17 protein-coding genes and 1 pseudogene are annotated in these 14,378 nt (G+C 60.1%); 8 read left to right on the forward strand and 10 right to left on the reverse strand.

Going from position 1 to position 14,378, the window contains the following annotated elements:
- Window positions 1-15: 15 nt before the first annotated feature.
- The 9 genes from ACK3EW_RS06225 to ACK3EW_RS06265 form a co-directional block, all read right to left on the reverse strand.
- Complete coding sequence (locus tag ACK3EW_RS06225) at window positions 16-1,296, reverse strand: restriction endonuclease subunit S (RefSeq protein ID WP_493808891.1); 1,281 nt, start codon at window positions 1,294-1,296, stop codon at window positions 16-18.
- A complete protein-coding gene (locus ACK3EW_RS06230) occupies window positions 1,289-3,754 on the reverse strand; it encodes a type I restriction-modification system subunit M (RefSeq protein WP_493808892.1) in 2,466 nt (821 codons plus the stop codon). Before ACK3EW_RS06230 ends, ACK3EW_RS06225 begins: the two co-directional genes overlap by 8 nt.
- Before the next feature lie 103 nt (window positions 3,755-3,857).
- Window positions 3,858-4,046 carry a hypothetical protein gene (locus ACK3EW_RS06235; RefSeq protein ID WP_493808893.1) on the reverse strand — a complete coding sequence of 63 codons (189 nt, stop codon included), beginning with the start codon at window positions 4,044-4,046 and terminating at the stop codon, window positions 3,858-3,860.
- Window positions 4,039-4,224: a hypothetical protein gene (locus tag ACK3EW_RS06240; protein ID WP_493808894.1), complete on the reverse strand. Its 186-nt coding sequence runs from the start codon at window positions 4,222-4,224 to the stop codon at window positions 4,039-4,041. Before ACK3EW_RS06240 ends, ACK3EW_RS06235 begins: the two co-directional genes overlap by 8 nt.
- A gap of 178 nt (window positions 4,225-4,402) precedes the next feature.
- Window positions 4,403-5,632, reverse strand: coding sequence for a hypothetical protein (locus ACK3EW_RS06245; protein ID WP_493808895.1), 1,230 nt, complete (start codon window positions 5,630-5,632; stop codon window positions 4,403-4,405).
- Window positions 5,632-5,925 carry a type II toxin-antitoxin system HigB family toxin gene (locus ACK3EW_RS06250; RefSeq protein WP_493808896.1) on the reverse strand — a complete coding sequence of 98 codons (294 nt, stop codon included), beginning with the start codon at window positions 5,923-5,925 and terminating at the stop codon, window positions 5,632-5,634. The genes ACK3EW_RS06245 and ACK3EW_RS06250 overlap by 1 nt, the downstream gene beginning before the upstream one ends.
- Before the next feature lie 128 nt (window positions 5,926-6,053).
- Entirely contained in the window at window positions 6,054-6,497 is a 444-nt protein-coding gene (locus tag ACK3EW_RS06255; RefSeq protein WP_493808897.1) for a hypothetical protein, read from the reverse strand.
- A complete protein-coding gene (locus tag ACK3EW_RS06260) occupies window positions 6,494-7,816 on the reverse strand; it encodes a recombinase family protein (protein ID WP_493808898.1) in 1,323 nt (440 codons plus the stop codon). Before ACK3EW_RS06260 ends, ACK3EW_RS06255 begins: the two co-directional genes overlap by 4 nt.
- Window positions 7,813-8,265 carry a DUF2924 domain-containing protein gene (locus tag ACK3EW_RS06265; RefSeq protein WP_493808899.1) on the reverse strand — a complete coding sequence of 151 codons (453 nt, stop codon included), beginning with the start codon at window positions 8,263-8,265 and terminating at the stop codon, window positions 7,813-7,815. The genes ACK3EW_RS06260 and ACK3EW_RS06265 overlap by 4 nt, the downstream gene beginning before the upstream one ends.
- A 334-nt stretch (window positions 8,266-8,599) precedes the next feature.
- Here ACK3EW_RS06265 and ACK3EW_RS06270 point away from each other — a divergent pair, with 334 nt between their 5' ends.
- The 3 genes and pseudogenes from ACK3EW_RS06270 to ACK3EW_RS06280 form a co-directional block, all read left to right on the forward strand.
- The gene (locus ACK3EW_RS06270; RefSeq protein WP_493808900.1) at window positions 8,600-9,835 is read left to right on the forward strand and encodes a hypothetical protein; all 1,236 of its coding nucleotides are present in this window, start codon (window positions 8,600-8,602) and stop codon (window positions 9,833-9,835) included.
- Window positions 9,801-10,742 (forward strand): hypothetical protein, encoded by a 942-nt coding sequence (locus ACK3EW_RS06275; RefSeq protein WP_493808901.1) that lies wholly within the window; start codon window positions 9,801-9,803, stop codon window positions 10,740-10,742. The genes ACK3EW_RS06270 and ACK3EW_RS06275 overlap by 35 nt, the downstream gene beginning before the upstream one ends.
- Window positions 10,743-10,840: 98 nt before the next feature.
- Window positions 10,841-11,023 (forward strand): annotated as a pseudogene (locus ACK3EW_RS06280) (sigma factor); the annotation flags it as partial.
- A 237-nt stretch (window positions 11,024-11,260) separates the two neighbouring features.
- Here ACK3EW_RS06280 and ACK3EW_RS06285 read toward each other — a convergent pair.
- Entirely contained in the window at window positions 11,261-11,479 is a 219-nt protein-coding gene (locus ACK3EW_RS06285; protein ID WP_493809792.1) for a hypothetical protein, read from the reverse strand.
- Between ACK3EW_RS06285 and ACK3EW_RS06290 the strand changes: the two genes are divergently transcribed.
- From ACK3EW_RS06290 to ACK3EW_RS06310, 5 genes are read left to right on the forward strand one after another with little or no spacing between them, the layout of a single operon-like run.
- Window positions 11,463-11,798, forward strand: coding sequence for a hypothetical protein (locus ACK3EW_RS06290; RefSeq protein WP_493808902.1), 336 nt, complete (start codon window positions 11,463-11,465; stop codon window positions 11,796-11,798). The genes ACK3EW_RS06285 and ACK3EW_RS06290 overlap by 17 nt on opposite strands.
- A gap of 25 nt (window positions 11,799-11,823) precedes the next feature.
- A complete protein-coding gene (locus tag ACK3EW_RS06295; protein ID WP_493808903.1) occupies window positions 11,824-12,312 on the forward strand; it encodes a hypothetical protein in 489 nt (162 codons plus the stop codon).
- Window positions 12,309-12,749, forward strand: a complete 441-nt coding sequence (locus tag ACK3EW_RS06300) for a hypothetical protein (RefSeq protein WP_493808904.1) — start codon at window positions 12,309-12,311, stop codon at window positions 12,747-12,749. The genes ACK3EW_RS06295 and ACK3EW_RS06300 overlap by 4 nt, the downstream gene beginning before the upstream one ends.
- A complete protein-coding gene (locus ACK3EW_RS06305) occupies window positions 12,746-13,639 on the forward strand; it encodes an ATP-binding protein (RefSeq protein WP_493808905.1) in 894 nt (297 codons plus the stop codon). The genes ACK3EW_RS06300 and ACK3EW_RS06305 overlap by 4 nt, the downstream gene beginning before the upstream one ends.
- Before the next feature lie 13 nt (window positions 13,640-13,652).
- Window positions 13,653-14,369 (forward strand): hypothetical protein, encoded by a 717-nt coding sequence (locus ACK3EW_RS06310; RefSeq protein WP_493808906.1) that lies wholly within the window; start codon window positions 13,653-13,655, stop codon window positions 14,367-14,369.
- Window positions 14,370-14,378: the final 9 nt, after the last annotated feature.

Here is a 14,378-nt window from a genome sequence, read left to right on the forward strand (position 1 = left end):
GACCGGCCCCTTCGGCTACAACAGCGGCGTGACGGGAACTCGACCGGTGAGCAGGTCGTCCATCAGGCCGGATTTTTGGAGGCGGAGCTTTTCGAGCATGGCGATGTTCTTTCCAATTTCAGCGTCGACGGCTTTGGTACGCTCCAGAATAGAAAACTGCTCGTCAAGAAGAGGAAGCGCGATCTTCAATTCGCGAACATCTCTCAATGTAACTTTCGGCCGGGTTACGCCTGCCGTGATTTGATCCACCTGCCGCTGAACGCGGGGTGAATTCATCGAAATAGAAAGCCATTCTGGCCGCACCACGTTGAGGTTTGGACGAATACACACAACGTCGGCCGTGATGATGCCATCGGGCAAACCATCAGCATAGACCGCAGCAATACAAGGAGGAAACCCCATTTTCGTGGCGACAACATCACCCGATGTAACCTTGTGTGCAGCAAGAGACTGCGCTTTTCGCTCATCAAGAAATACGTTGCTTTTCCAGAAAAATGCATCTGGCTTGATGTCTCGAACGAAGACGACAGGAATCCCTTCTGCGCGATAGTCCGAGGCAACAAGGTCACTTCCAAAGGGTCCAATCGCGGATGACCGAGCGAGATCCTTGATCGTCACGATATCCCACTCCTTCGGCAGCCAGCCGAGCGGGGTTTGTTTGTAGAGGTGGGGGGCCTCGGGGTGTGGGGGGCGGAGGTCTCCGTTCGCGTCGATGCCGCGGGTGAGCAGGTCATGCAGCAGCCCCTGCTTCATCGCCCGCAACTTCGCCACCACCGCCTCGGTCCCCCGTATCGCCGCGTCCAGCGTATCGAGGATCTCGGCGATTTTGGATTGATGATCTGGGGGAGCCAACGGGACTTCGATATTCAGATAGTCCGCAACTTTGATGCCCTTAACCGTTGAACCGACAGAAACCGCCTCTGCCTTTGGCTTGGCGTAATCGGCAAGGCGCAACAGGTATCGAGTCTCAACGCTTCGTGCAGGGAAGATTGCCTTGAGGTCTTGGTTGATCGCGACTTCCATAGGGGCGACAGCTACTCGGCCAACTGCCATACGTGTGCAAACGATCGGGGTGTTCGCGGGTATCAGGTGCGTAGCACTGGCTTGCAGACCTTGAACCGAAATCTGCTCTTCGGTCGAAAGCAGTTCAATCTGACCTTCCGCGAAGTCCTTGACCGAAGCCCAAGGGATCGGACCCGTCCAATACATAGGGTTTTGTCGCGATGGCGTGCCCCCGCCTGTCTGGCTGGCTATCAGAGTGCCAATCGGTCCGTTGGGGAAACCGTTCTCAGACATAACCCAACCCCTTCAGGAACCCGGCCAGGTTTTCGGTCACCTCGGCCCTCGCGCCCTCGATCTCGGTCAGGGTCACGCGATACTTGTCCCACCAATTTTCAAATGCCGCCACGATCTGCCCGCGCTGCGCCGCGATGTAGCGGGTCAGGATCTTTTCCATATCGTCATGCAGGATCTTCAGCAGCAGATCGGCGGCCTCGTCGGGCGACAGTCCGTCGACGCCCCTGTTGATCTCGTCGGTGAACTGCGCCTGCTTGGCTTTCAGGGTTTTCTTGACCTCGGTCAGTTCCTTCTTCCAGCGCTTGATCTGCGCCTCGTCCACCGGCTCGGCGTCATCCTCTTCTTCCTCGCCGTCCTCGGATGTGGCGGTCGCGGCCTTGATCTGGGCATCAAGCTCGGCCTTGCGCGCCTCCAGCTCGGCAATCTCGCGCACGAAATCGCCCATCAGGAAGGCGACGAGCTTGTGATCCAGTGGGTTTTCCTTGTTCCCCTTGTCCTCGAGCGCCGTGACGATGGAGGTGCGCCAGGCATCGACCACGCCCCTCGTGTCGCGCGCCATGAGGGTGAGAAAATCGAAGCGCGACTGGTTCCAGAACTGAGCAATGATCCCGCGCACGGTGAACGGATCCAGCACGGCCAGGCTTTCGAGCGTATCGGAGAAGCTGGAGAGCAGTTCATCGCGCAAGGCAATGAGGGCGGCTGGGTCCTCATGCCCGGCAAGCGCGGTGATGTTGTCGGTGTGAGATTCCCACCAGGCGTTGAAATTGTCCCAGATCTCGGCCTCGCGCGCCACGAGGCGCGCGTTGGTCTCAATGGCAGGCTTGATGTCGGCTTTGGTGGTCACCTGGGCGATGAAATCCAGATAGCCGCCATCGCGCGGGGTAAGCAGGTCCATCGGGTCCAATCCGTGGGACTGGAATAGCTCGGATTTCGTCGCGACCTCGGCCTTGGGGATACCGCCGACAAGGTGCGCGCGCACGTCATGCGGCTCGGGCGGCGGAGCGTTGTCGGCATAGCGACGGATGTTCAGGTTCCAGTCGTTCTCCCTTAGCGTGTCGATATCGACAATGGCCGAGAAGCCGAGGATCTCGCGGTATTCCTCGAAGGTGGTGACGATCTTCTCGATATGCTCAGGCAGCAGGTGGTTCTGCGCCCGGCCTTCGAAATACTCGCGGTCGGCGTTGATGAAGAGCACCTTCCCCTGGCGCTCCTTCGGCTTGCCAGAAACAAGGTTCGCGCCGTGATGGACGCGCTGGCGCAGGACGATAATGCAAGCTGGAATGCCGGTACCGTAGAAGAGCTGCGGCCCGAGGCCGATCACCGCCTCGATCTGGTCGCTTTCGATAATCTTCTGGCGAATTTTGCCTTCGTCCCCGCCGCGGAAGAGGACGCCATGAGGCATGACGGTCGCGATCATGCCGCCGTCACGGGTGACATGCAGCATGTGCTGAAGGAACATGAGGTCGGCCTTTTTCGAGCCGAGCGGTACCTCATGGAAGAAGCGCTCGCGGAACTTCGGCTGCCATGCGTATTCGCCAGACCGGTCCTTGTCCTTCGAACCCCAGTTGATCGAAAAAGGCGGATTGGTGAGGATCCGGTCGAAGCGACGAAGCTCACCGTTTTCGACGTGCTGAGGCTCCCCCAGTGTGTCGTCGTTACGAAGATCGGCACTACTTATGCCGTGGAGCAGCATGTTCATCTTGGCGATGGACCAGACGGTGCCTGAGTTCTCCTGCCCGAACAGGTTGGCCTTGCGTCCATCCTTACCATGCTCATCGATGTATTCTTTGGCTGCGATCAGCATGCCGCCAGAACCACAGCACGGGTCATAGATGTCGTGTTCGAGTGTCGGTTTCAGCAGACGGACCATCATTCGGACGACAGAACGGGGTGTGTAGAATTCCCCGCCCTTCTTGCCTGCCGAATCCGCGAATTCCCCGATCAGGTATTCATAAGCGGCACCTAGAAGGTCTGGAAATTCGAAATCCGCATTTCGAAGGCGGATTTCACCAAAATGATTGATTAGTTGGCGCAACTTCTGGTCGCTGATCTTGCTCTGACCGACCTTCCGCGTGAAATCGATGTGGTCCAGGACACCTTCAAGGGCGATATTTTCCGATTCCAAGCCCCCGAGCGCTTTGTTGAGCTTGTCCCCAATATTCTCATGGGCTTCATCAACGAGAAACGTGAACCGGGACTGAGGTGGAACCCAGAAAGTACCGCTGCGACCGTACCAGATCTTGTTCTCAGCCTCCTCGGCAGCTTGCTGTGGCGAGGCGCCGGACTCTACACGTTTCTCAATAACTGCCAGACGGGCCTGCTCGAAGACATCGGAACACCGTTTCAGGAACAGCATCCCAAAGATGTATTCTTTAAATTCTGAGGCATCCATTTTGCCACGAAGAATGTCGGCAGCGCTGAATAGGTGGCGCTCGAGTTGGGCCAGAGTCAAAGGCATTCTTATTGCTCGCTCGATAAGTAATTACAGTCTGCGTCAAGTCGATGGTGAGAGCAACATGACCTGACACGGCCCGGCGCCTGCCGGGCCGTGTCGTTGATTTTCAGGGTTTGCGCCGGTGCTTCGTCTGGTCGACGAGACGGTACCGCTGACCCTTCTGCTCTGGCGGAGGCAGAGGCTCGTTCCGCGTCACGGTGCGTTCCACGCCGGTGCTTCCCCCGCGAGGGCCAGTGATCTCGTACTGGCCGGATTTAGGGGCCTTCTGGCCCGGCTTGTAGAGCCTGTCAGACATGCTCAGCCTCCATGGAAGCGAGCGGCGCGTCTGCAAAGCGCTTGCCATTCGCGATCTCGCTGATGCGCCCCTGGTTGAGGTCGAAGTCAGCAGCGATCCGGTGCTGGTAGTCTCCCCGGGCAAGCCGGGACTTGATGATCGACACCTGCTCAGGTGTCAGCTCGGTGATTGTAGCCACGATGGCATACTCCTAGGCGCAGGTGAAAAGATTTGCCCTGGAGTCCCGAAGCGTCTATCCCTCGAGTACCACCACGAGAGTGCTTCGGTCTCCGGAGCCACGCTGTGAGGGTTGCGCCTAAGCCCTCCCAACGTACTCGTTAAGCGGGGCCGCCTGATCGGTTGCCCCGCTTAATTTTTCATGCCGTATCCTCCATCAGCAGCGGGCGAACCGCGTCGGCACCGACAAACTGCGAAAGTAGACGATAGTTGTGCCTCTCGTGCCGGATGCGTCCTGCGACAATGGCAGGGTGAACATCGGCCTGGCGAGCGAGCGAAAGCACGTTCTGAACGCTCGGGCGATCGCGTGCTGGATGCTCATGCCAGAGATCCGAAGGTATCAGCGCGTCTTGTGCCCACTCGTCCGCCTCGCGTTCGCGATCGTCGTCGCGCTCGTGGTTTCTCTCGCGCAGCTGGAGATCGTCAATGAAGACCTCGCCGTTTCCGTCCGGGAAATGCCGCCCAATGTGAGCCAGCTCGTGCAGGAGGCAGAACCAGAAATTGTCGAGGCGGTCGTATCGGATCGTCATTCCGACCACAGGCACCTTATCCACAGTCCAAAGCGCGGCCCCATCGAGATACGTTTTCGGCAGATGTGCCGCGACCACTAGTGCAATGCCATGTTGGGCAAGTTTCTCCTTCGCCAGCTTCGGCCCCTCATCGAAGCTGCTTAGGCGCGCGAGTGTGCGAAGGAATTCCTGATCCACAGTCCCCAGCTTGTATTTGCCTTCGAGGCCAGCTCGACGAGCTTTGCAGAGAATGTGAAGGCACCACGCCTGCAACGCGTTCACCTCGGTTTTTGCATTTGCACGTGCACCTCCGCCCTGGCGAAACAGCGCCTTTGGCAATGCATCGGGCCCTCCTGCGCAGGTGATTAGTTCCCGGACAATTTCCTCCGTGCGGTCTTTGAGGTCCGCCGACTTCTTAATCCAACCGCGCTTCGCCATCTCAGCGACAGGGAAACGGTCGAGCTCAATTCCCGTAGGAGACTTCGGAAGGCCGCCGGCGTCGCCAATGAGAACCGCGGCTGGAATTGCAAGATGCTCATGAAGAGCGCGGATCATTTTCAGTGTCAGATCACGCTTCCCACTGAGCACCTCAGAGGCCTTAGCGCGGCTGCCAAAGATCGGAGACAGGTCGCTCTGATTGATGCCCAGCTGCTGCATCCTGAATTTAATTGCCTCGATAGGGTCAGGCGCGTCCATGGGAAAGTGCCGATCCTCGTACACCTCGACGAGGGTCGTCAGAACATCGAGTTCGTCGTCCTCTGAAGGAGAGCGCTCCATATCCATGAGCGCCTCAACGCGAGCAAGAGCGTGGGCGTAATCCTGTCCAGAATGAATTGGCCGAATTCGATAGTCGCTCATCATCACACTTCCTCCACGTTGATTTGGTCATACTCCTTGTGGGTCCCTAGAAATCGAACAAACCCTATCCCTTTTTCGTAGTCGAACTTCACAATCAGTCGGTACTTGTTGCCACTGATGTTGAACACCACACGTCCCCCCTTCAGGATGCTCGCACTGCGGTACTGCGCCTTGATGTCCGCTGGCATCTTCCAATCGGCTTGCTTCGCCTCAGCCCACCAGGCGTCGAGTTGCGCCTTCGCATCTGGAAAGCGGTTCCCAAAAGCTATGAGCTTGGGGCGGGCAATGATTCTCATGCATCTTACTAATACTGCGCTTCCCTTAATTGTCAATGTAGGTCGATCCCTGACAGGGAGCATATGTGGATTCACTTCGCTTGACCGCATGTTTGGAGGATGGAGCTGCGCGCCCTACGAGGTGCCGGTCAGCTGGAGGGCGTGCGCTTCGGCGCGGCCTGCTCTTCGTTTGCCGTGGGACGTGTTGAATTAGCCCACGCGAACCTCTGCGCGTTCCACTCCGGCGGGAAAGGCCCCATCAACTGCGCCAGCGACACCCCCGGCTCCTGCTTGCCGTCCAGGATCGCCTCGACGATATCGGGCGCGAGCAGCGTAAGCCTGATGATGCGGGTCATGTAGGACGGCGCGATGCCCTCGCTTTCGGCCAGCTCGGCGATGGTCGTGAATTCGCCGGATTCGAGCATACGCTTCCAGCGAAATGCCCGAGCCAGTGCTTTGACCAAGGTATTGTCTATCTTGCGCTGGCTGGATGCCCCGTCCGGCAGCTGCATCTCCTTGCGGCCGCCGCGCTTCACGAGGCGGAAGGGGATGTGCACTGTCACCGTTTCCGGTGCTGGCGTCGCGCGGGTCATGCCGCCGTTCCGAGATCAGCCAGCATTTCTCGTGCCAGCCCGGTCAAACCGTCCATCCGAAGGCGAACATTGACGCTGTCGACGGTGATATCAACGCGTTCAATGGCCAGTCCGACAATGCGTGCCTGCTCGGCCGGGAACAATTCGTCCCACAGCGGATCGATCTGCTGCAGGGCAGCGCGGGCGTCGGCCTCGGTGATGGTGTGGGCGTGGGCACGCGCCGCCTTCCACGTCCCCGCAACGATCTCCGGCTGGCGGAGCACGGCGCGGAGTTGGTCTATGACAGCGCACTCGATCGCGGCCGCGGGCACGCGGCCGACCGGACACGCACCAGCACCATGCTTCAGCACGGTCTGGCTGACATAGTAGCGGTACAATCGCCCGCCCTTGCGGGTATGCGTCGGCGAGAAGGCCGCGCCATCCGGGCCGAACAGCAGCCCTTTCAGCAGTGCGGGCGTCTCAGCGCGGGTGCGCGCGGCGCGCTTGCGCGGGCTCTCCTGCAGGATGGCGTGGACGCGGTCCCACGTCTCGCGGTCGATGATGGCGTCGTGCTCGCCGGGGTAGCTGTCGCCCTTGTGGACGGCCTCACCGATGTAGGCGCGGTTGCTCAGCATCCGGTAGATGTATTTCTTGTCGATCCGGTTGCCGCGCGGCGTCTGAATGCCGCGTTTCGTGATCTCTCTCGCCAGCTCCGTGCCCGACCCGATCTCGAGGAAGTGGGCGAAGATCCAGTGGACGTGCGCCGCGGCTTCCTCGTCCACGACCAGCTTCCGGTTCTCGACACGGTAGCCGTAGGGCGGCACCCCGCCCATCCACATGCCCTTCTTCCGGCTGGCGGCGACCTTGTCGCGGATGCGTTCAGCCGTGACCTCACGCTCGAACTGGGCAAAGGACAGCAGGATGTTCAACGTCAGCCGCCCCATGGACGTGGTGGTGTTGAACGACTGGGTGACGGAGACGAAGGTCACGCCGTTACGGTCGAACACCTCGACCAGCTTGGCGAAGTCGGCCAGCGAGCGGCTGAGGCGGTCGATCTTGTAGACTACGACCACGTCGACCAGCCCGTCCTCGATATCCTCCAGCAGCCGTTTCAATCCAGGCCGCTCCAGCGTGCCGCCCGAAATGCCGCCGTCGTCATACTGATCGCGGACCAGCACCCAGCCCTCGGAGCGCTGGCTGGCGATGTAGGCCTCGCAGGCCTCTCGCTGGGCGTGCAGGCTGTTGAACTCCTGCTCCAGCCCTTCCTCGGAGGACTTCCGGGTGTAGACGGCACACCGCAGCTTGCGGACGACCTTCGATTTTTCCGGCGGCTTCGTCATGTCCGCCCCCTGTGGCTTTTGAGCCCGAAGAACACCCAGCCGTTCCAGCGCGTACCGGTGATCGCGCGGGCGATGGCGGACAGCGACTTGTAGGGGCGTCCCTGCCATTCGAAGCCGTCGGCGGTGACGGTGACGATCTGCTCAACACCCTGCCATTCACGAAGCAACCGCGTGCCTGCAATCGGGTGGAAATCTGCACGGATACGGCTTTTCTTGCGGTCACCGCCGTCGAGTTCCTCACCAAGCCGTTCCAACCGCCGGATCGTCTCCGGCTTGAGCCCGCCATAGGCGAGTTCCTGGATGCGGTACGCCAGCCGGCTTTCGAGGTAGCGCCGGTTGAAGGGTGGCGGTTCGCTGTCGAACAGCTCGCGCCATTGATCTTTCAGGTCCTTGGTGGGGGTGGATTTCAGCGCGGCGAGGCGCGCAGGAATAGGATTGTGGTTTGTCATGCGGTTCTCCGGTGAGTCGGAGTTGCATGAACGCTCTGGTTGGCTGAGTTGTGTAGCGAACTTTCTCCATATGGGTCAGAGAGTTGGGGTATTTCGCGCTGGTGCAGACGGATCAGGCCGATGGCCAGAAGGGCGCAGAGTTCAGCCCTGCGCTCGGTGGGTGACATCAAGTCGGCGGGCAGGGGATTGGGGCGTTTCATGTGGGCCTCGGATTATTCTCTCGCCCAGCTTCTACTCACCACCTTCGGAAACCGTCCCACGCCCAACGCGGTGATTGACCTGTGACGATGAGAACATAGGATGAACATCATTTTCCAAACAGAAAGGACTCGCCATGGCAGGCAACCTGAAGAAATTCGTGAATCCACGTTTCCTGAAGACCATTGATCCCAAGCTGATGTGCCAGCTTTTCGAGCGCCATTTTGTGGGTGGGGCACTGCCCATAGCTTTTGATGATGCAGATGCAGACCAGCGTCGACTGCTGGCAGAGTATTTTGACCAGCCCGTTAACGACTGGTCAGAGGGCCTTGTGGCCGACCTGCATCGCATTGCAGAACTGGGCACGTCACATGGGCTGGACACAGTCCTGTCGGCGGCGCGGCGCCAACAGATCACGCTGTTCGAGAAATCCGACGTGGAACAAGCGGGCGATGCCCCCATCGCGCATGACCCGAAACACGTCGCGCTCCTTGTTTACCTTCACCATCATGAGCTTTTCGAGGTTGCGGCCGATCAGATGGCACTGCGCGCGCCGACCGCGATGGCGGAGTATCGCGGACCGAAACGAGATGTGCCTGTGGATTTTACCGACGATGTTGGCACGGCATTTGAGGCTGTGGCTGCTGAGCTCTTCGCAAAGGATCTCCAGGGCGGCTACTGCCGTTTGGCACCATATGTAGAGGACAACGAATTCAACCTTGTCCTGAGCCATGGTGCGCCGGTCAAAACCACACCCGTGGTGGCTGGCGACCGCGAAGAAATCATCACGGTGCGCGCGGTCAAATACGCCGCCCTGCGCTATGATGCGACCGAAGGGCGCCTTCTCATCGGTGGCGTGCTGAAATCCCAGCAGACCGAGTTGGCTGAACTCTTCGCCACCCATGTGTTGGGACGCCCCGGTTTCTTTGCCGGAGATCATGCGCGTGACCTCTACACACTGGAGCCGATTTCCGAAGCCGGGTCGGATTTTTCCTTCGAGCACCGCCATGATGAATCCATCCATAGTGTGACCATCGTGTCGGCAGCAGCCGATCTTTTCGAATGGGATGAGGACGCGCAGGCGTCGCGGCATCTGCGCAGCTGGTTGACCAAGGATCTCAATGGAGCGCTGCGCAACTTCGCAAATAGCGAGGTGGATTTTCGGCAAGGCTGGCGGCTGGGCGAGATCACATTCCGTGTGTTCTTCCATGTGGGCAAGAAAAAACCTGCGCAATCCACAGTGCGCCTGAAACCGCCCGGAACTCTGGCGTTCCGCCGTACACGGTTCGAGAAATCGATCCACACACTTATTGCACGCAACGGGCTGGAGAAAGACCATGATTTTGATCTGGTTGTGGAAGCGGCTGAATAGGACAGGCGCGCGCCCTGAGGTTTCCGGCCGGCTGTTGCGATGTTTCCCTGAAACCGAAATCAACAAGCTGCTCAGGGCCCGCATTCTGATCGAAGACCGCAAGATCGACAGCTGGGGCACCTGCGCGCATTGCGATTGCGGCTATGATGCAAGGGTGATCCGGGAAATCGACGGCAAGATCGTCGCCTGCTGTCCGCTTGACCCCAGTCGGGACGTGATCCTCGAACCAAACGACCTGAGGCGCTTCCGGATCCACGGGGAACACTTGATCGCGGCAATTGCCGCAGCGGGTAAGTTGACGGGCGTACCGGCGGTGATTTCCTCTGGGCTATGGTCAATGGGGAAGTCGGCGACAGGGCGCAGCATCTTTCTGTGTCGATCGCCTAGGGACGTGTTCACGCCTGGCGCCTCGCTGCTGCTGAAATCATTGGCCGGAGGCACGCCGCCGATCTTGGTGTTCGATGACATCGATCAAGCCAGCAGTATCCAACTGCGCAACATGGAAATCGACGTTCACGAAGTCGATGAGGTCCTCGGCAATGATGGCAAAGGCGGTGAAGCGATTTCCTTCGATGCCTTACTGCCTTCTGGCAACCGTGTTCGCCTGACTGTCCATCGTAGTCGGCAAGCTGTGACGCTGGATGGCCGGGTCCTGGACCTACCCTCCCACATGCTCGCCTTGGTTCGTCTGTTCGTCGAGCAGGCAGTTGGACCCGACCCGAGGCTGAAGAAACAGGAAATTGAGATCAACACGGGCCGTGAAGCAAAAGAGATCATTCGGGATCTGCGCAACGCGCTGATCGGCTGCGGCCTTACGCGTGCACAGGTCGATGAATTATTCGTTTTGGTTCGCGGTATTGGCTATCGCCTGGCGCTGAACCGTGAGGAGATCGAAATCCTGGGCTGAGTCCGCGACACACCAAACACACACCACAAACACACCAAAGGCAGGCCGGGGTCGGCGAAGTTTGGAGCAAGAGAAATCAAGCTTCGAGGACCCCGACCATGCCCCCCAGATTATCTACCGCTGACGTTGTCACACTGATCGACGAGGCCGATCGCGCCGCACGTCGCCTGCACCGCAAATTGAATCTGCCGCCAGCTGACCTCGAGGATCTGTCCCAGGATCTGCTGCTCGATCTCATCTGTCGTTTGCCCGGATTTGACGCCCGCCGCGGCAGCATTGGCGCCTTTGCGAATATTATTCTGCGCAATCAGTCGTCGCGGATCGCAATGCGCATCCAGCGTCAGCGCCGAGAGCAGGACGGGTGGATGTTTTCGCTTGATGCGCCGATGGCCGGTAGTCGCGAGCCTCTGAAAAACTTGCTGCTTGAAGAGGATGGCCTCGCCAACTGGTACGGCCAGCGCCCTTTTGACATCGACATGCAGCATGCACGGCTCGCTACGGAATGTGCTCTGGCCCGTTTACGCGACGATGACCGTCAGCTCTGCCGTGTCCTGTCCCGGCTCACCGTTTCTGACCTGGTCGCCCAAGGCGCCGTCAAACGCTCCACCCTCTATCGCCGGATCGCCGCCCTTCGACCCTTGCTCACCGCCTACGGTCTCGGCCCCTGCTGGGACGGTTTTGAGATCGCGTGAGTAGAAGCAGGGCGAGGAGAGCAACAACATGATCACAGCAACCATCACCACGATCCGGCCGAAGGCCCCGCTGACGGAAATCCAGTTCTGCGCCTGGGTGGCGCAGGCGATACCAGGCGACCGTCTGGAATATCACCGCGGCTATCTCGCGGTGGATGCCGACAAGGTCACGTCAGATTTGGACCCGAATGCCCGCGCCGAGTTGGCGTGTCTACGCGACCGTGCCTTCTGGAGCGAAGCGGTGGGACTTGCCCATCTGGTTCAGCAACGGCTGGGGCCAGACCGCTTTGCCTATCTGGCCATCGCCCGACCCAAGACATCCCGCACGGAAAGAGCCGTCACGCAGCTGGCGGAAGCTGCCTGACCCATACCCCCAGAAAGGAGACCCAATGACCTATCCTCAAAACACCCCGAGCGTGGATGACATGCTCAACATGCCGACCGGCGAGTTGGCGCAGATGCCGGTCGCGTTGCTGGCCGCCCTTCAAGGCGAACTTGACCATGCTGGCAAGCAGCTGAAGGCCGCCACCGCGCGCTTCAACACAGCCCTTGAGGTCCGCTACGCCACGCGCGCCGCGGAGGCCCGTCGTGCCTGCGGCAAGGACACTGGCACCGTCCGCCTCGCTGATGGCGATTACACCGTCGTGGCCGATCTGCCCAAGCGCATCGACTGGGACCAGGAGAAGCTGGCGCAGATTGCCCGGAGCATCTCCGACAGCGGCGACGACCCGGCCGAATTCATCGGCATCAAGCTGACCGTCTCGGAGCGCAAATACACCGCGCTGCCCGAGGCTTGGCGCAAAGGCTTCGAGCCCGCGCGCACCGTGAAGGTGGGTGCGCTCAAGGTGACGCTGGAGCGCGAGGAGGGCGGACAATGACTGCTCTCACTCCCATTCCCCTTGCTGGTGACAATCTTCCCGGCCTGATCGATCGCGCCGCCACGATGTTGGCCAGTGCCAAGACAGCCGCTGAGGTGCTCGAAGCTCGTGAGGCAGCTGGACTTGCCTATGATGTCGCTAAACGGGCTGCACGGCTCAAAAGCGCAAAAGCCGCCCATGACGAACTTGTCGCTGCCGCCCATCGGGCTCAGGCCGATGCCCTCGAAATCGAGGCTGCCGCCAAGCGACGGCTTGCTGACGAGTATGATGCAGCGCAAGCGCGGGGCGAGGTGGCAAAGCGTGGATGGGAAAGTGGTGTTGAAAAGCGCAACACCACTACCGCAGCCCATCTTGGTCTTCGCCGCGATCAAATCCACGATGCACGCCTGATCCGAATCGCCAAAACTGCGGATGAGATCGGCGAGGTGCTGTCATGACCGGCGCACTCCCCATCATCACGGCCGATCAACGCATGGCCGAGCCCCGCGGGATCAAGGGTGTGATCTTCGGTCCATCCGGGATTGGCAAAACCAGCCTTCTCTGGACATTGCGGAATTCCACCACGCTGTTCTTCGACCTTGAAGCTGGTGATCTTGCCATCGAAGGGCTGGCTATTGATGCCATTCGGCCGCGGACCTGGACGGAATGTCGGGATTTCGCGGTGTTCATCGGTGGCCCGAACCCGGCGCTGCGCGACGACCAGGCGTACAGCGCGGCCCATTATGCCGCTGTTTGCCAGAAGTTCGGCGATCCTGCTGCGCTCGATACCTACGACACGGTGTTCATTGACTCGATTACCGTGGCGGGACGGCTGTGCTTTCAGTGGTGCAAGGGCCAGCCTGAGGCGCATTCGGAAAAGACCGGCAAAGCGGATGTGCGGGGCGCGTATGGCCTGCACGGTCGCGAGATGATTGCCTGGCTGACCCACCTGCAGCACACGCGCGGCAAGAACATTTGGTTCGTGGGCATCCTCGATCAGAAGCTCGACGACTTCAATCGCAAGGTCTTCGTGCCACAGATCGACGGCAGCAAGACCGGGTTGGAGCTGCCCGGGATCGTCGATCAGGTCATCACCATGGCCGAGATCAAAGGCGAGGGTGACATCCTTCAGCGTGGTTTTGTCTGCCAGACACTGAACCCTTGGGGCTACCCCGCCAAGGATCGCTCCGGCCGTCTCGACCTGATTGAGCCGCCGCATCTGGGTCAGCTGATGGACAAGATCCGCGGTCCCCTCGTGCCCGCCGAACGCCGGCTGACCTACCAGCCGCCTCAGCTTGCGCAGCCGTCCCCCGCGACGGCTGACACCTCCAACGCTTCCACCAACTAAAAGGACCCGAGCCATGTCTCTCTGGAACGATTTCAATGATGCCCAATCAAACAGCAATGTCATCCCCAAAGGCACGCTGGCCAAGGTGCGCCTGACCATCCGGCCGGGCGGGTTTGACGACCCTGCCCAGGGTTGGACCGGCGGCTATGCCAAACGTGGCAGCACTGGGTCGGTTTATCTCGATGCCGAATATACGGTCCTCGAAGGGCAGTATGCCAAGCGCAAGATCTGGTCGATGATCGGGCTTTACAGCCCCAATGGCCCGAACTGGGCCAATATGGGCCGCAGCCTCGTGCGGGGTATCCTCAACTCGGCAAGGGGGATTTCCGACAAGGACCACTCGCCCGAAGCGCAGGCCCGGCGCCGCATTAGCGGTTTTGCTGATCTGGATGGCCTCGAATTCGTCGCACGGATCGATGTCGGCACCGACACCAACGGCGAGGACAAGAACGAGATCAAGAGCGCGGTCATGCCGGACCACCGCGATTATGCGCAGGTCATGGGACTTGTCGCAGCCCCTGGCATGGCACCGCAGATGCAGCTGCCCGCGTCCGCGCCTCAGTATCAGGCACCGGTCGCGCCCGCTTCACCTGCACATGGTTATCCGGCACCGGCCACCTCTGCGCCAGTGCAAGGTCATCCGTCCCAAGCGCCACAGTCGCACCAGACGTCTGAGCAGCAGACACCAGCTGCACCGGGCTTCCCGGGCCGGCCCAGCTGGGCTGAGTAAGGGTACAGC

The organism is Marivita sp. NO-S04, assembly GCF_059070475.1.